The organism is Pantoea sp. Acro-807 (genome assembly GCF_011752675.1).
Taxonomy (GTDB): Bacteria; Pseudomonadota; Gammaproteobacteria; order Enterobacterales; family Enterobacteriaceae; genus Pantoea; species Pantoea eucrina.
Genome location: NZ_VWXE01000009.1, coordinates 21,162 through 37,760 on the forward strand (window position 1 = coordinate 21,162; position 16,599 = coordinate 37,760).

At 58.2% G+C, this 16,599-nt stretch carries 15 protein-coding genes and 1 riboswitch; of the genes, 8 read left to right on the top strand and 7 right to left on the bottom strand.

The window, feature by feature from the left end:
• Positions 1 to 3: 3 nt before the first annotated feature.
• Both mqo and F3J39_RS16545 read right to left on the bottom strand, forming a co-directional pair.
• Complete coding sequence (gene mqo / locus F3J39_RS16540; protein ID WP_166714446.1) at positions 4 to 1,614, bottom strand: malate dehydrogenase (quinone); 1,611 nt, start codon at positions 1,612 to 1,614, stop codon at positions 4 to 6.
• 498 nt (positions 1,615 to 2,112) lie between these two features.
• Entirely contained in the window at positions 2,113 to 2,358 is a 246-nt protein-coding gene (locus F3J39_RS16545; protein WP_039381087.1) for a DUF1158 domain-containing protein, read from the bottom strand.
• A 284-nt stretch (positions 2,359 to 2,642) separates the two neighbouring features.
• On the opposite strand from F3J39_RS16545, the gene mntP reads away from it, so the two are divergent.
• The 4 genes from mntP (at position 2,643) to F3J39_RS16565 (ending at position 5,859) form a co-directional block, all read left to right on the top strand.
• A complete protein-coding gene (gene mntP / locus F3J39_RS16550) occupies positions 2,643 to 3,215 on the top strand; it encodes a manganese efflux pump MntP (protein WP_039381085.1) in 573 nt (190 codons plus the stop codon).
• Positions 3,216 to 3,574: 359 nt separating this feature from the next.
• A complete protein-coding gene (locus tag F3J39_RS16555; RefSeq protein WP_071669293.1) occupies positions 3,575 to 4,411 on the top strand; it encodes a fumarylacetoacetate hydrolase family protein in 837 nt (278 codons plus the stop codon).
• Positions 4,412 to 4,467: 56 nt separating this feature from the next.
• Positions 4,468 to 4,541: riboswitch (Fluoride riboswitch) on the top strand.
• A gap of 86 nt (positions 4,542 to 4,627) precedes the next feature.
• Positions 4,628 to 5,005 (top strand): fluoride efflux transporter CrcB, encoded by a 378-nt coding sequence (crcB, locus tag F3J39_RS16560; protein WP_039381082.1) that lies wholly within the window; start codon positions 4,628 to 4,630, stop codon positions 5,003 to 5,005.
• Positions 5,006 to 5,061: 56 nt separating this feature from the next.
• The gene (locus tag F3J39_RS16565; protein WP_071669260.1) at positions 5,062 to 5,859 is read left to right on the top strand and encodes a sugar phosphate isomerase/epimerase family protein; all 798 of its coding nucleotides are present in this window, start codon (positions 5,062 to 5,064) and stop codon (positions 5,857 to 5,859) included.
• Here the strand turns inward: F3J39_RS16565 and F3J39_RS16570 are convergent.
• The 3 genes from F3J39_RS16570 to F3J39_RS16580 all read right to left on the bottom strand — a co-directional run bounded on the left by F3J39_RS16570 (position 5,856) and on the right by F3J39_RS16580 (position 8,411).
• Entirely contained in the window at positions 5,856 to 6,461 is a 606-nt protein-coding gene (locus tag F3J39_RS16570) for a prolyl oligopeptidase family serine peptidase (protein WP_094112041.1), read from the bottom strand. The genes F3J39_RS16565 and F3J39_RS16570 overlap by 4 nt on opposite strands.
• A 9-nt stretch (positions 6,462 to 6,470) precedes the next feature.
• Positions 6,471 to 7,412 carry a glutathione S-transferase family protein gene (locus F3J39_RS16575; protein WP_039381074.1) on the bottom strand — a complete coding sequence of 314 codons (942 nt, stop codon included), beginning with the start codon at positions 7,410 to 7,412 and terminating at the stop codon, positions 6,471 to 6,473.
• A 99-nt stretch (positions 7,413 to 7,511) separates the two neighbouring features.
• Positions 7,512 to 8,411 (bottom strand): LysR family transcriptional regulator, encoded by a 900-nt coding sequence (locus tag F3J39_RS16580; protein WP_104085995.1) that lies wholly within the window; start codon positions 8,409 to 8,411, stop codon positions 7,512 to 7,514.
• A gap of 518 nt (positions 8,412 to 8,929) precedes the next feature.
• Between F3J39_RS16580 and F3J39_RS16585 the strand changes: the two genes are divergently transcribed.
• Entirely contained in the window at positions 8,930 to 10,054 is a 1,125-nt protein-coding gene (locus tag F3J39_RS16585; protein WP_039381070.1) for a GNAT family N-acetyltransferase, read from the top strand.
• On the opposite strand, the gene F3J39_RS16590 is transcribed toward F3J39_RS16585, so the two are convergent.
• A complete protein-coding gene (locus F3J39_RS16590; RefSeq protein WP_039381067.1) occupies positions 10,051 to 11,883 on the bottom strand; it encodes an ABC transporter ATP-binding protein in 1,833 nt (610 codons plus the stop codon). The two genes, F3J39_RS16585 and F3J39_RS16590, sit on opposite strands and share 4 nt — an antisense overlap.
• Positions 11,884 to 11,946: 63 nt before the next feature.
• Here F3J39_RS16590 and F3J39_RS16595 point away from each other — a divergent pair, with 63 nt between their 5' ends.
• Positions 11,947 to 12,447 carry a GNAT family N-acetyltransferase gene (locus F3J39_RS16595; protein WP_071669262.1) on the top strand — a complete coding sequence of 167 codons (501 nt, stop codon included), beginning with the start codon at positions 11,947 to 11,949 and terminating at the stop codon, positions 12,445 to 12,447.
• Between the two features lie 88 nt (positions 12,448 to 12,535).
• Here F3J39_RS16595 and F3J39_RS16600 read toward each other — a convergent pair whose 3' ends face one another.
• Positions 12,536 to 13,450, bottom strand: coding sequence for a sugar ABC transporter substrate-binding protein (locus F3J39_RS16600; RefSeq protein WP_166714447.1), 915 nt, complete (start codon positions 13,448 to 13,450; stop codon positions 12,536 to 12,538).
• A gap of 420 nt (positions 13,451 to 13,870) precedes the next feature.
• Here F3J39_RS16600 and F3J39_RS16605 point away from each other — a divergent pair, with 420 nt between their 5' ends.
• Positions 13,871 to 15,265, top strand: a complete 1,395-nt coding sequence (locus F3J39_RS16605) for an MFS transporter (RefSeq protein WP_166714448.1) — start codon at positions 13,871 to 13,873, stop codon at positions 15,263 to 15,265.
• 146 nt (positions 15,266 to 15,411) lie between these two features.
• Entirely contained in the window at positions 15,412 to 16,575 is a 1,164-nt protein-coding gene (locus tag F3J39_RS16610; RefSeq protein WP_039381059.1) for an HD-GYP domain-containing protein, read from the top strand.
• The last annotated feature ends 24 nt before the right edge of the window (positions 16,576 to 16,599 follow it).

The window sequence follows — 16,599 nt, forward strand, 5'->3', positions numbered from 1 at the left end:
CAGCTATTTGCCGACCACGTGAGCGGTGATCCGCGCTTCGTCGTTTGCCGCATGCGAGGTGATCACCGGCTCATATTCCAGCTGCAGTATGCGACTGGTATCGGCCAGTACTTTCTCGGTCAGCGCCACGTCACCATTGAGCTTGCGGCCCCATGATGGAATAACGGCCCGGATTTTAGTCTGCCACTCCGGTGAGCGCATCTGCTCAGGGAAAGCTTTTGCCATCAGCTCCAGCATAATCGGTGGCGCGGTCGATGCGCCTGGTGAGGCGCCCAGCAGCGCAGAAATAGAGCCATCAGCAGACGTCACCACTTCAGTGCCGAGGCGCAGCACGCCGCCTTCCAGCTCATCATTTTTGATGATCTGCACGCGCTGGCCCGCCGTGACCAGGCGCCAGTCTTCCTGTTTCGCCTGCGGCACATAGGCGCGCAGCGCCTCCATGCGATCGGCATCGCTCTGCAGCACCTGATCAACCAGATATTTCACCAGGTCAAAACTCTTCAGGCCGACCTGCATCATCGGCAGCAGGTTGCTGGTGTTCATCGCGCCAAACATATCCAGCAGCGAACCCTGTTTCAGGAACTTAGTGGAGAAGGTGGCGAACGGGCCAAACAGCAGCACCTGTTTGCCATCCAGCACGCGCGTATCAACGTGCGGCACTGACATAGGCGGTGCGCCGACGCTGGCTTTGCCGTAGACCTTGGCCATATGCTGCGCGACCACATCCGAATTTTCAGTGACAAGGAAAGAGCCGCCTACCGGGAAGCCGGCGTAACCTTTGACCTCAGGAATGCCTGACTTCTGCAGCAGCGGCAGCGCCGCACCGCCGGCACCGATAAACAGCTGGCGGGTAATCAGGGTGCGCTGTTCACTGGTATCCAAGTTCATCAGCGTAACCTGCCAGCGGCCATCGTTCAGGCGCACCAGGTCACGCACTTCCTGCCGCATACGCAGGCGGAAATGCGTTTTTTTCTCCAGGGCGGCGATCAGCTGACGCGTCACTTCACCAAAGTTGACGTCTGTACCCATATCGGTCCAGGTGGCGGCTACCTTCTGCTGCGGATCGCGTCCTTTCATCACCAGCGGGATCCACTGCGCAATCTGATCGCGATCTTCGGAATAGTGCATACCGCGAAACAGCGTGCTCTTCTGCAGCGCCTGGAAACGCTTGCGCAGGAAGTCGACGTTAGCGTCACCCCAGACAAAACTCATGTGTGGCGTGGTATGGATAAAGCTTTTGGGATCCTGCAGGTTGCCTTTCTGCACATGATGCGCCCAGAACTGACGCGACATCTGGAAAGATTCGTTGATGGCTACTGCTTTAGCGATATCGATCGAACCATCCGCCTTTTGCGGCGTGTAGTTAAGCTCCGCCAGCGCGGCGTGACCGGTACCGGCATTATTCCAGCCGTTAGAGGATTCCACTGCGACGTCATTCAGACGCTCAACCATTTCAATGGACCAGTCTGGCTCCAGCTCCTGCAGCCAGGTGCCGAGCGTAGCGCTCATGACGCCTGCGCCAATCAGCAGGACATCAACTTCTTTCCGTTCCTGACGTTTTGCACCATCCATTGCAGCGCTGCTCAGCGCCAGGTTTACCGCAGTGTTGCTCATGAGGCGACATCTCCTCTTCTGTTGACCTGAAGCTCAACAGGTTGGCAGGCAAAATAGCCGCGCGGCTTACGCGCGCTGCGCTATCTCAAAGGGTTAAGACTCAGGTTAAGCCAATGGGGCGATAACGGTTAACTACACGTTATGCATATGCTTCTGAATATAACATTCTCGTATTGGAATTAAACGTTTGTTTATTTTTTAAATGCCGAAATGATTCAGCATAAGAATTAATCAGCCTGAGCGGCGGCTTATAAGATATTTTTATCCGCTAATCAGCAGGTTATGCAGATATCAATGTTATGTAATTGTGATGAGGTTGCAGAGGTTAAAAGTTGAACGGTGACAGGTATCACAAAATAACATTCTGAATAATAAGAAATATTTATGGTGAGCTGGAAACGGGGATTTTTTGTTGCGTGATATGTCGCCCGTTTGTGTAAAAATAGTGTTACATTTCTGTGATTCTGATTTTAACGGGCGAAGCGTTTGAGAGAAGGGTCAGCGCATCTGAAACCAGCGACGCCAGATAAAACGGATAACAAAAAACTCCAGCGTGCCAAGCAGCAAAAACCACAGGCAAAATACCAGCGTATAGAGCTGGTTGAGATCCTGGAGGTGTAAGCTCTGCTGCAGTCGCTGCGCCCATATCAGACCAAAAGAGGGGGCGGGCAGCAGAAGCGCCGAAAGAAAGCCCAGCAGCAGGATCCCGCCTGGAATAATCAGTGTTTCGAAAGGGTTTTTCATCGCTCTTTTCCTGTCAATATTGCGCGTGCATTAGCGCATAAAAGGGGCGGGCAGTGCAATCTGTGAATCAGATGACGCCAGGAAATTTCTGCGATTCCATCAACTTAGCGTTAAAAATAGCGGCAGTTAAGAGTTATAGCCTTTGCTATACTTAAACCCATGATTTTGTTGTCTTTTTTTTGGGGTGTTTGCATGCTAGACTGCGCGCACTTTTTTATGACTGACTTATTAATACGAACAAAGCAGAGGATTTACGCATTTGTTCGCTAACTGGCTAAAAACCCATGACATTCATCGCAACCCTGATCCTGGCTTTTGGCATGTCAATGGACGCCTTTGCCGCTGCACTGGGTAAAGGTGCGTCGTTGCACCGTCCGGGAATAAAAGAAGCCTTACGCACTGGCCTGATTTTTGGTGCCATCGAAATGCTGACGCCGCTGATCGGCTGGGCAATCGGCCTGGCGGCCAGTCACTACATCATGGCGTGGGATCACTGGGTGGCCTTTGGTCTGCTTAGCGTACTGGGCGGCCGTATGATTATGGAAGGTTTCCGCCAGACAGCAGATGAGCCCTGCGAAGCGCCGCAGCAGCACGGCTTTATGGTGCTGGCGCTGACGGCGGTTGCCACCAGCCTTGATGCGCTGGCCGTCGGCGTCGGTCTCGCTTTCCTGCAGGTTAATATCCTGTTCACCGCGCTGACCATTGGTGCTGCAACCACGCTGATGGCGACAACCGGTGTGCTGGTGGGACGCTTTATCGGCCCGGTGCTGGGCAAGTGGGCAGAAGTGCTGGGGGGTGTGGTCCTGATCTGTATCGGCAGCACGATTCTGATCGAGCATCTGGGATTGATGAGCTGAACGTTAATTTTGTGATCTGGCTCAAATAAAATTGCATGAAAAACGCGCTACCGCTATAATTTGCGCGTAATTTTTCAACAATATTTGAGTCAGGTGTTTCATGAAAGCTTTTTTCCGTTATGTGTTTCGCGCCTATGTCGCAACCTTTAAACACGTACCGCCGGGCGCGCTTTCTTAAGCGTCCAGAGTTACCCTCGATAATCGCCTTCAGGGATCGAAGGATGATTATCACCTCTCATCTTTGTCCTTTCCCGCACGCAGACTGACACAAACCTTCACCACTTTCTTTGCAGGTCATACCGCATTTCTGGCTGGCTTTTGATACGCTGCGCGCCATTTCTTATTATAACGAGGCGGTTATGCAGCTTTGCAGTTTTTATCTGATTGATTGTGCACGCAAAAGCTATGGCATCGTGCAGAAAGAGGGTGTGGTCGATCTGGGGCTGCGCTTCGGTGACGTCTGTCCCGACCTGAAAACCCTGCTGGCGCGCGGTGGTATCAGCGATCTGGCCGCATTTGAGCATCTGCCAGCGGATCATGCGTTTAGTGCCATTCGTTTTCTGCCGGTCATTGAGCAGCCGGGAAAAGTTTTCTGCGTCGGCATGAACTATGCCGATAAACGTAAAGAGTTTGCGGAAACGCTGGAAGCGCCCACGCTGTTTGTCCGTTTCGCTGACTCACTGGCGGCGCACGAACAGCCGCTGCTGAAGCCTGCGACTACCGCAGAATTTGACTACGAGGGCGAGCTGGCCGTGATTATCGGCAAAGCCGCCTCGCAGGTGTCGGCAAGCGACGCGCTGGCGTATGTGGCGGGCTATAGCTGCTTTATGGATGCCACTGTCCGCGATATGCAGTTTACCTGGTTTACCGCCGGAAAAAACTGGCAGCAGACCGGCGGCTTTGGCCCGTGGATGACCACGGCTGATGAGATCCCCGATCCGCAGCAGCTGGCGATCAAAACCTGGCTTAACCAGCGCGAAGTGCAGAACGACACCACGGCCAGTATGGTGCATCCGGTGGCGAAAATTATTGAGTATATCTCTGCGTTTAGCCCACTCTCGCCGGGAGACGTTATTATTACCGGATCGCCCGGCGGCGTCGGCAAAAAGCGTACGCCACCGCTGTTTATGTTCCCGGGTGATGAGATTGAAGTGGAGATTGAAAAAATCGGTCGTCTGCGTCACCGGGTGGTCTGACCGTAACCCGGCGCTGCTGCCGGCAGGGTGATCGTTTACCGGCGATAGCGTATTATCTCAGCACGGGTGATGGCGTACCACCCGATCCAACCGCCGCTGTTTTCAGACGGCTGATGACGCCTGACTATGCGCTTATCCCTGCGCGGAGAGGGCGGCGGGTCAGGCGTTTTTCGTTTCCTGCTGCCGTTACGCGCGCTTCATTCCGGAGATCAAATTATGCTGAAGTCGCTGTGTGCCGTAATCGTCGGCGGAGCTGCTGGCTGCACCCTGCGCTGGCTTATCTCGCTACGTTTTAACGCGCTGTTTCCTGATTTGCCGCCAGGCACGCTGATCGTCAACCTGGTGGGCGGTTTCATTATTGGCGCCGCTCTGGCGTGGTTTATGCGTTACCCACAGCTCGATCCGGCATGGAAACTGCTGATCGTTACCGGTCTGTGCGGCGGCCTGACCACGTTTTCTACCTTCTCAGCAGAAATTGTCAGCCTGCTACAATCAGGTAAATACCTGTGGGCAATGTCGAGCGTGCTGGTGCATGTCGTGGGTTCGCTGCTGATGACCTTTGCGGGCTTTGCAGTGGTTAACCTGCTCGGCTGAGCGCCCGCCAGCGGCCCGTCAGGGAGGATTCTGTTCAGACGCAAAGGAGCGTAACCATGCCGGGCAATCCACTTTTTCTTAATCTGGTCCTGCTGCAGGGCGAGCCTGCAGCAAAGCTGCGCGCGGCGCAGGATGCAGGGTTTGATCAGGCTGAAATCTGGCGCGAGGATGTAGAAAAGATGGAGACGGCGCACTTAGCGCACTCCGCGATCCGTTTCACTAATCTGCAGGTGCTGCGCGATTTTACCGGCGCGCCGGACAGCGAGCGCCAGCAAAAGCGTGAGGAGCTGCAGCAGTTTATCCGGCTGGCGCGTGCGATTGGCTGCGACACCATCCAGGCGCCTGCCACCACGCGACAGGATTGCATCCCGGAACGCATTGATGACGATCTGCGCTGGCTGGCGGCGGAAGCGGCGCGCCATGAGATGCGCATCATGTATGAGCCTATGGCGTGGAGTAGCGTGGACAATACGCTGCCGCTTGCCTGGCAGCGCCTGCAGCGTCTTGATCTGCCTAATGTTGGCCTGGTGGTGGATCTGTTTCATATCTGCGCGCTGGGTGGTGACGCGTCGCACCTTGAGGGCATCCCGGCCAGCCGTATCTATGAAGTCCAGCTGTGCGATATGGCTGAACAGCCGCCGCAGAATAATCAGGCGCTGAGCGACTATGCGCGTCACCAGCGGCTGCTGCCGGGCGACGGCATTATTGATGTGGCCAGCTTTGTCAGTCGCCTGCAGCGAGCCGGTTATGCTGGTCCGGTTGGCATTGAAGTATTCAATGACCAGCTGAAAGCGCAGCCGGCGGCAGAGAGCGCACGGCGCGCCTGGCAGGCGCTGAATCGCTGCTGGCGCTAATCCTGCAGGCACTGCGCAATATAGGTTACCGCCTCTCTTGCGCCCTGCGGCGAGATGGTGTGGCCGGTGGTGGCTTCGAAAGCGGCCGTTACGTTAACGCCTGCCGCCTGTAACCGGCTGACGGCGGACGCTGTTTCGCTGAAGGGGATCACCTCATCCGCTTTGCCGTGGATCAGTAGCGCGGAAGCGCAGGGCTGCGGGGTTAGCGGTTCGTCGAATGCCAGCCGGCCGGAAAATGCCACCACGCCGGCCAGCGGGTAGCGTCCTGAAGCCAGTGCATCCAGCGCCATGATCGATCCCTGCGAGAAGCCGACCAGAATAACGTTTTCCCAGGCATCCGGCATGCCGTGCTGCGCCATCAGGCGCTGCAGCGTATCATCAAATGCATCGCGCGCCGCACGCACGCGCGCCGGACGATTCTCCGGCGTAACGCCGGTCAGGCTGAACCACTGATAGCCCATCGCATGCTCAAATGGCCAGGGCGCGTCGGGGGAAGCAAACGCCACGTCGGGCAGCAGCCCGCTCCAGTGCTCCCCGAGCACCGCCAGATCGTCACCGCTGCTGCCAACGCCATGCAGAAAAATAACCAGTGCTTTTGCCATGCCTGCTCCTTAAAAACCGTACGCTGCCATATCCGGCCCGGCGGGCACGATGCCGTTGGGGTTCAGAGCGTTAATCGAATAGTAGCCCTGTTTGATATGGTCCATGTTCACCGTCTGTCGTATGCCCGAGACCGCCAGAACGCTTTTCAGATAGCGATCCAGCAGCGGATAGTCGCACAGACGACGCAGGTTGCATTTGAACAGGCCATAGTAGGCGGCGTCAAAACGAATCAGCGTGACAAACAGCCGGATGTCGGTTTCAGTCAGGCGTTCGCCCAGCACAAAGGTACGGCCATCTTTCAGCAGCGCTTCCAGCTCGTCCAGCTGCGCAAAAACGTCGCTGAAAGCCTGCTGATAACTTACCTGGGTAGTGGCAAAGCCGGTACGATAAACGCCATTATTTAACCGGGTGTAGATCGTTTCATTCAGCGCATCGATCTCCGTGCGCAGATCGGCAGGATAGAGATCCAGGCGATCGTCAGCCAGATCGCCAAAGCCGCTGTTCAGCATGCGCAGAATATCGGCCGACTCGTTATTGACGATAGTCTGCGTCTTTTTATCCCACAGCACCGGGACGGTGGCGCGTCCGGTAAAAGCGGCATCGGCGCGGGTATAGAGTTCATGCAGATACTCAGCCTGGTTCAGCGTGTCGCGCTGCGCCCCCGGATAATCGCCAAAGCGCCAGCCGGCGCTGCCCAGCTGCGGTTCAACCACGGAAACAGTAATCACCTGTTCCAGACCTTTCAGGCTGCGCGCAATCAGCGTACGCGATGCCCACGGGCAGATCAGCGCCACGTAGAGATGGTAGCGATCCGGCTCTGCGGCAAATTCGGTTGTGCCATCAGCACTGATCCAGTGACGAAACTGCGAGGTCTGTCGTACAAATCCACCCTGCCGATCGGTGGCCTGTACCGGATGCCAGGCTTCACTCCATTTGCCATTCACTAACATAACGCTGCTCCTGTGTAATCAGGGCGCAGAGAGTAGCGCGCCGCGGGCCTGGTGATAATCCAGGCAAAACGGCTTTCATTCTTTCCGAAATGGAAGTAATCAGGCGGGCGGCTGATGGAGGAAGTGGCTGGCCAGAAAGTCGATCAGCAGCCGGGTTTTCTGCGCCAGAAAACGGGCAGAGGGGTAAAGTGCAAACAGCCCCATGGGCGGCGGCGCAAACTCCGCCAGCAGCGTAACAATCTCCTGACGCTGCAGAGCGGGCGTGGCGATAAAGCCGGGCAGGCGGGCGATACCGAGCCCGGCGACGGCAGCGTGCAGGCACGCTTCGGTGTTGGAAAAACAGAGGCGGCCGCGGATCGGTACCGTGGCGCTGTCGCCTGCAGCCGTGACAAAAGGCCAGTTCCACGGATCGCGAAAGTTGGTGTCGCTGATGCACTGGTGTCGGGCGAGATCGCGCCAGTGCTGTGGCGTGCCATGCCGGAGCAGGTAGGCCGGCGATGCGGCAATATGTACCGGCACGTCACCCAGTCGCCGGGCGATCAGGCTGCTGTCATCGAGGCGGCCGATGCGCACCGCCAGATCGAACCCTTCATCCACGATATTGACAGCGCGATCGGAAAAGCTGACGTCCAGCTCGATTAGCGGATAGTGACGGGCAAACGCGACCAGCACCGGTGCCAGTACCGCCGTTCCAAAGGTGCCAGGCGCGCTGATACGCAGCCGGCCAGAGGGCAGGCTGGCATTTTCGCGCATAGCGTCATCCAGCGCATCAAACGCATCCAGCAGCGTTTTAATGCGTTCATAGTAAGCGCGGCCCGCATCGGTCGGAGAGAGCGCCCGCGTGGTACGTTTGAGCAGCTGAACGCCCAGCAGCTGCTCAAGCCGCGACACCAGCTTTGACGCCTGCCCGCTGCTGGCGCCAAGGCGCATCGCCGCAGCGGCAAAGCTGCCCGTCTCCAGTACAGCGACAAACATCCGGTCACAATCAAGTCGATCCATCTTCTCTCCAGGCAGGCCAAAGCCAGAGTATACGCATCAACCGGCGCCCCCGGGCGGGAATTCCGTCGCAGGGAGCGCATTAATGCGTCCCTGGCCGCAGCCCGCACCGCGCCGGCGTCATCGCGTTTCGCACGCGGATTAACCCGGGCGCCATAAATGGCGTCATCACGTTCCGCCCGCGCATTAACCCAGGGCGCCATTAATGGCGCCCCTACGGGGCATTGTAGGGGGCGCATTAATGCGCCCCTGCCCGCATCGCGCACTGCGCCGGCGTCATCGCGTTTCGCACGCGCATTAACCCGGGCGCCATTAATGGCGTCATCACGTTCCGCCCGCGCATTAACCCAGGGCGCCATTAATGGCGCCCCTGCGGGGGCATCGCAGGGGGTGCATTAATGCGCCCCTGGCCGCAGCTCGCACCGCCCCTGCATTGCATCATGGCGGGAAAGGGCGCCGTGACGTATCGTATACGCATTCATCCGGGCGTCATAAAGGGCGCCCCTGGCCGGGAGAGCTGCATGTCACTGCATTTTCTATCATCACTGACGGAGATCGCGGCTGCTGAATGGGACGCGCTGCTGCCTGACGATCAGCCCTTTTTACGCCACGCCTTTCTGACCACCCTTGAGGAGAGCGGCAGCGTGCGCGCTGAAACGGGCTGGCAGCCGGCACACCTGCTCTGGCGGGAGCAGGGCAAAACCGTCGCTGCGCTACCGGGCTATGTTAAATCCCACTCGCGCGGAGAATATGTCTTCGATCAGGCCTGGGCCGAGGCGTGCCAGCGCGCGGGGATCCGCTACTACCCCAAATGGCTCGGTGCCGTTCCGTTCAGTCCGGTAACGGGGCAGCGTCTGCTGGGCGAAGCGTCCGCCATCACTCAGCTGCTGACCGCGCTGCCGGACGCGCTGCTGGCGCGACAGATAAGCGGGGCGCATATCAACTTCACCACGCCGCCCGCCAATGCCCTGATCGCAGAGCAGTCCGACTGGCTGATGCGCCTCGGCCTGCAGTATCACTGGCACAACCGTCACTACCGCGACTTTGCCGACTTCCTTGATACGCTGATGTCGCGTAAACGCAAGCAGCTGCGCAAAGAGCGGGAGCTGGTGCAGCAGAGCGGCTTTGTCTTTAGCTGGTATCGCGGTGATGAACTGCGGGAGGATCAGTGGGATTTTGTCTACACCTGCTACGTCAGCACCTATGCGGTACGCGGCCAGCGTCCTTACCTGACGCGTGCATTTTTCAGTCTGCTGGCAGAGCGTATGCCGCAGGCGATTCGCGTGGTTATCGCCACGCTGGATGAGCGGCCTGCCGCGATGGCCTTTTACCTGTGCGACAGCACCACGCTTTATGGCCGCTACTGGGGCTGTCTGGCAGAGTTTGACCGCCTGCATTTTGAAACCTGTTTCTATCAGGGCATGGAGTTTGCTATCGCAGAAGGGCTGCAGCGCTTTGATGCGGGAGCGCAGGGTGAGCACAAACTGGTGCGCGGTTTTGAGCCGGTGATAACGCACTCGTGGCACTATCTGGCGCATCCGGGACTGCGCGCGGCGGTGGAGGATTTTCTGCAGCAGGAACGGGCAGGGGTGCACGACTGGGCCGATGAGGCGCGTGCAGCCCTGCCGTTCCGGCGTGGCGATTAATCGGTGCCGACAAAACCGCCGGTCTGATGCTGCCACAGGCGGGCATAGAGACCGTTCTGCGCCAGCAGCTCGTGATGATTGCCCATCTCCACGATCTCCCCCTGCTCCAGCACCACCAGCCGGTCCATCTTCGCAATGGTCGACAGACGATGGGCGATAGCGATCACCGTTTTGCCCTGCATCAGGCTCTCCAGGCTCTCCTGAATGGCCGCTTCCACTTCAGAGTCCAGCGCCGAGGTGGCTTCATCCATAATCAGAATCGGCGCATCTTTGAGCAGCACGCGGGCGATAGCGATACGCTGTCGCTGACCGCCGGAGAGCTTGACGCCGCGCTCACCGACGTGCGCCTCCAGCCCGGTGCGCCCCTGAGAATCAGAGAGCAGCGGAATAAACTCATCGGCACGCGCCTGCGTGATGGCCGCCTGCAGCTCCGCTTCTGTGGCGTCGGGACGACCATAGAGCAGATTGTCGCGGATGGAACGGTGCAGCAGTGAGGTATCCTGCGTGATCATACCAATCTGCCCGCGCAGGCTCGCCTGAGTCACATCCGCAATGTTTTGATCGTCAATCGCAATGCGGCCGCCGTTGAGGTCATACAGGCGCAGCAGCAGATTCACCAGCGTGGATTTACCGGCACCGGAAGGGCCAATCAGGCCGATTTTTTCACCCGGTTTAATCGTCAGATTCAGCCGGTTAATCACCTGACGGTTAGTGCCATAATCAAAGCGCACATCTTCAAAGCGGATCTGACCGCGCGTCACCCGCAGCGGTGGCGCCGCCGGCGCATCCTGGACGCTGAGCGGCTGCGCAATAGTACCCAGCCCATCCTGCACCATGCCGATATTTTCAAAAATACCGTTCACCACCCACATGATCCAGCCTGACATATTCACCAGCCGGATCACCAGCCCGGTCGCCAGTGCAATGGCGCCGACGCTGATCAGCGACTGGCTCCAGAGCCACAGCGCCAGCCCGGAGGTGCTGACAATCAGCAGGCCATTGAGCGCAGAGAGCGTGATGTCCATGCTGGTCACCATGCGGCTGGCGTGGCGGGTTTTGTCGGTCTGGTCCTGAATCGCCTCGCGTGCGTAGCGCTTCTCCAGATCGGTATGCGCAAACAGCTTGATGGTGGCAATGTTTGTGTAACCATCCACAATGGTGCCCATCAGGCGCGATCGCGCCTCTGAAGAGACCACCGACCGCTGCTTCACGCGCGGGACAAAAAAGCGCAGTGACAGGCTGTAAGCGATCAGCCAGATTACCAGCGGGATCATCAGCCGCCAGTCCGCTTCTGCAAACAGCACCAGCGAGGTACCGGCGTAAATCACCACATGCCAGATGGCGTCCACCAGCTGTACCGCTGAATCGCGCAGCGCGTTGCCGGTCTGCATGATGCGCTGGGCGATGCGGCCGGCAAAATCGTTCTGAAAGAAGTTCAGGCTCTGGCGCAGTACATAGTTATGATGCTGCCAGCGGATCATGCTGGTCATGCCGGGGTTGATGCTCTGGTGAACCAGCAGGTCGTGCAGGGCGATCACCACCGGCCGCAGGATCAGCGCCACCGCCGCCATCCAGAGCAGAGTCGGCCAGTGTTCACTGAAGAGCGTCGCCGGCGTGGCATGGCTGACGAGGTCGATAATGCGGCTGAGATAGCTGAACAGCGCCACTTCAATCAGCGCCTGCGCCAGGCCCACTACCAGCAGCGCGGCGAAACCTGGCCATACCTGACGCAGATAGTAGCGATAGAACGCGCCGAGGGTGGCGGGGGGAGAATCCGTTGGTGCATCCTGAAAAATATTGATAAAACGTTCAAAACGGCGAAACAACATAGGGTCACTCTTTCCGGAAGGTCAGAGTTAACAGCTTAGTGCAATCAGACGGAGATCACGGATATGGAGATAAAGATTCGCGGCCGCGAACCGCGCGACGCCGCGGCTTACCAGCGTCTCTACAGTCAGCCAGAGGTATATCGCTGGACCACGCAGCTGCCCTTTCCCAGCGTGGCCACGTGGGAGAAAAAATTTGAGCGCATGGACGCTGAAGGCTATATCGCGTTTGTCGCTGAGCTGGAGGGGCAGCTGGTGGGCGAACTGACGCTGTTTACCGAACAGCGGCTGCGCACCCGCCACAGCCTGAGCTTTGGCATCAGCGTTGATCCGGCGTTTGCCGGACGCGGCATCGGTGAGCAGCTAATCCGCACCGGGCTCGACTACGCCTTTAACTGGATGGGGATTATCCGCGTGGAGCTGGAAGCGTTTCATGACAACGCGCGCGCGCTGCGCCTCTATACGCGTCTGGGCTTTGAGCATGAGGGCGTAAAGCGCAAAGCGTGCCTGCGCGATGGCGACTATCACGATATTGTGGTGATGGCGAAACTGCGCGACCCTCAGTGACGCTGCGCGCGCCTTCTGAAGTGCACGAAAAGAAGAGCTGACAGCAGAGCCGCCGCACCGTACGGCTCTGCTGCGTTCTCAGGCGGGGCTACTGGCTCTTTTTAACGTAGTTCTGCATATTCTCTTTGGTGACCAGCTCAAACGGGATCCAGACGTGAGAAGCGACTTTTTCACCGGCAATCAGCTTTTGCGCGACCTCAACGGACGTTTTGCCCTGGCCGATGGCGTCCTGAAATACGGTGACCTGAATTTTATCCTGCGCCAGCGCCTGCAGACCATCCGGCGTGGCGTCAATGCCGCCAATCAGCAGCTTTTTGTTGCTTTTTGCCAGCGCCATGGCTGCGCCAATCGCCATCTCATCGTTGTTCGCCGCGACAATATCAATCGACTCGCCGTTGCCAAGCCAGTTAAGCATTAAATCCATGCCTTCATTGCGCGCATAATTAGCCGGCTGTTTCTGCACCACTTTCATCCCGGGATATTTCGCTACTACCTGTTCCACATCTTTGGTGCGCTGCAGGGCGCCGGCATCAGTGAGATTGCCGATCATAATCGCCACATTGCCTTTGTAATTGGCCATTTTAGCCAGCGCTTCCATCTGCAGCGTGCCTGACTCACGCTCATCTGAGCCAACAAACACCACTCCCGGCGGCAGCGTTTTATCGCCCGGCGTACGGTTCACATACACCAGCGGAATTTTTGCCTGCTGTGCCAGACGGGTCAGCTGCGGCGTGCTGGCCGAGTCCACCGGATCGACAATGATGGCATCCACGCCCGCGCCGATAAAACTCTGTACCTGATCGGTCTGACGGCCGACATCGCCGCGTGCATCTTCAAACTGCACCGCCAGCCCGCGCGCTTTCGCCTCTTTATCGATCGACTGGCGGATGATGGTTAAAAAGTTCTGATCAAAGTAGGCCATCGACACGCCGATTTTATCCGCCAGCGACGACGCAGAAGCCGAAAGCAATCCCACCAGCAGCACCGCTTTTACTGTTTTCATTGCGTACTCCAGAGCATGAGAGAAGAGAGGATGGAACAAATGTTTCAGTAAAATTAAAAATGACCTGTTGCAACCATTTGAGACTACGATCGGCGCGCAAGCCTGACAATCTGCCGGTGCGCGTTTTGCTGCCGGGAGCACAGATCGGCTCCCACATAGCCAGCACCAGCCGCCTTTTCTTTCGCCTGGCGCACACTCTGCGGCGGTCACCGGAGAAAGATCGGCAATCTGTGCGGCACAGCACGCGGCATTGTGCCAAACGCTGAAAGCGGGACCGTTTTTAACCTGCCGATCCCTGCAACCGCACAATGACCGCGCACCAGCCCGCTTTCTATAGTTGCTGAACAGTAAAGATTGCGCGGTATTGCTGATCCCTGTCGCATCGCGACAGGACGCTTCCCCTTTCAAGGAACTGAGCCTATGTTGCAACGTCAAACCCGCAGTGAAACCAGCCGTGTGCGCCTCTGGATCCTGTGTCTGATCCTGTTTCTGTCGGTGGTGGCCTATGCTGACCGTTCGATCCTGTCGATCTCCGGTTCCGCAATTAAAGAGGAGTTTGGTCTTTCAGCGATCCAGCTTGGCCTGATCCTCTCCGCCTTCAGCTGGGCTTACGTGATTGGTCAGATCCCCGGCGGCCTGTTGCTCGACCGCTTTGGCACCAAAAAAGTCTACGGCGCGACGCTGGTGCTCTGGTCGGTCTCCACGCTGCTGATGGGCTTTGTCGGTGAGTTCTCCGCCGGCGTAACCATGACGCTGACGCTGATGTTTGCGCTGCGTTTTGCGCTGGGGCTGATAGAAGCGCCGAGCTTTCCCGCCAACGCCCGCGCGGTCATTATGTGGTTTCCCGGAGCCGAACGCGGCCGCGCCTCATCGCTGTTTGCCTCGGCGCAATATTTTGCCGTCGCCATTTTTTCGCCCATCTCAGGCTGGCTGGTCATGCGGTTTGGCTGGGAGTGGCCGTTCTTTGTGCTGGGCACCATCGGCATTCTGGCCGTGTTTGGCTGGATGGCGTGGATGCACACGCCGCGTCAGCATCCGCGCGTGACAAAAAGCGAGCTGGACTACATTGAGCAGGGCGGTGCGCTGGTGGATATTGATGCCGCAGAGACGCTGAAAGCCCGTCCTCCGGTCGATAAACGCATGTTTAAACTGCTGCTCAGCAGCCGCATGCTGTGGTGCGCCTATCTGGGGCAGTACTGCACGATTGCACTCAGCTACTTCTTCATTACCTGGTTCCCTATCTATCTGGTTCAGGCGCGCGGCATGAATATCATGGATGCCGGTTTTGCCACCATTGCGCCGGCGCTGTTTGGATTTCTTGGCGGCATCAGCGGCGGTTTCCTCTCTGACAGGCTGCTGGCGCGCGGCTGGAGCCTCTCCTGGGCGCGCAAGGGGCCGTTTATCGCCGGTATGGTGATGGCGGCTTCGCTGACGCTGGCCGCGGTGATCCCGAGCAACGCCGGTATTATCGCTATCATGTCTTTCGCGTTCTTCGGCAAGGGCGTGGCGGCGGGGGCGGGCACCTGGACCATTGTCAGCGATACCGCGCCAAAAGAGGCGGTAGGGCTGGCGGGTGCCATCTTCAACGGTATCGGCAATATGGCTGGCTTCATCACGCCGCTGCTGTTTGGCATTATCGTCGGCCTGACCGGCAGCTACAGCGTCGGCCTGCTGTTTGTTGGCGCGCACTGTATTATCGCGGCCCTGCTGTTTCTGCTGGTGATGGGACCGATTCAGCGCGCAGAGAGCCAGACGCCTGCGGGCCAGACGCGCACGCCGCACCGTGAGCAGGGCGAAGGCGCTCTGAGCCGGTAGTCTGTTCACCGCCACCGGTAAAGGGCACCCGCGGGAAAATGTGCGCTTTACCGGCGGGCTCACAGCCGCACAAAACGCCTCTGAAGATTTTTTGATCAGCTGCCGATACCCCTCCTGACCATCCACAGCGAGTCAGGAGAGTACGTGTGATAAAGCTGATTTCCGTGGACGAACTGCAAGAGGGCATGTTTATCCACAAACTTGAGGTCTGGTGGCTGAAAGATCGGCGCATTCGCAACCTTATGCTGATCACTGACCGCCGCCAGATCGCCATGATCCGCAGTGAAGGGATCCGCCAGGTCTGGATCGATCTCGATAAGTCGGTGCCGATCCCGCACAGCCAGCCCGTCAGAGCGCCGGTTGCGGAGAGTGCCTTTTTCCGCGAGCTGGATCAGGCGCAGCAGATTTTCGCCCAGGGCAAGCCGCGCGTGCTGGCGATGTTTAATGAGGCCCGTATGGGGCAGCGCCTCGATCTCAGCTTCACGCTCGATCTGGTTGATCAGATAGCGGGATCGATTGCGCGTGAGCCTTCAGCGCTGCTCAGCGTGGCGCGCCTGAAAAATCACGATGACTACACCTATCTGCACTCCATGGCGGTGTGCGGGCTGATGATCTCGCTCGGGAAGAAACTGGGGCTGGAGGCCGACCGGCTGCGTCGCGCAGGCATGGCTGGCCTGCTGCACGACGTCGGCAAAGCGGCCGTGCCGCTGGCGATCCTCAATAAGCCCGGCAAGCTGAGCGACGATGAGTTCGCGGTCATGCGTGAACACCCGATTGTTGGCGCGCAGATGTTGATGGAGGCGGATGCGGGCTACGATCTGCTGGATGTGGCGCTGCATCATCACGAAAAATTTGACGGCAGCGGCTACCCGCACGGCCTGCGCGGCGAGGAGATCACGCTCTATGCCCGCATGGCCTCCGTCTGTGATGTCTATGACGCGCTCACCTCGCATCGTCCCTACCGTAAAGGCTGGACGCCTGCAGAAGCGATGCACAATATGCTGAGCTGGCGCGGCCATTTCGATCCCGCGCTGCTGCACAGTTTTGTACGGTCGATTGGCATCTATCCGGTCGGATCGCTGGTACGTCTGGCGTCGGGACGGGTCGCGCTGGTGGTGCAGGCGGGTGAAAAATCGCTGCTGAAGCCTAAACTGCACGTCTTCTGGTCGCTGCATGCCCGGCGCGAAGTGAAACCGGAAATTGTCGATTTAGGCGACAGCTTCTGTACCGACAGCATTACCGGTGCTGAAGAGGGGTCGCTGTGGCAGAACATCGACCTTAACCGCGTCTGGGCGCTGGAAAGCGCTTAATTTTACGCCATATTTATACTTTCT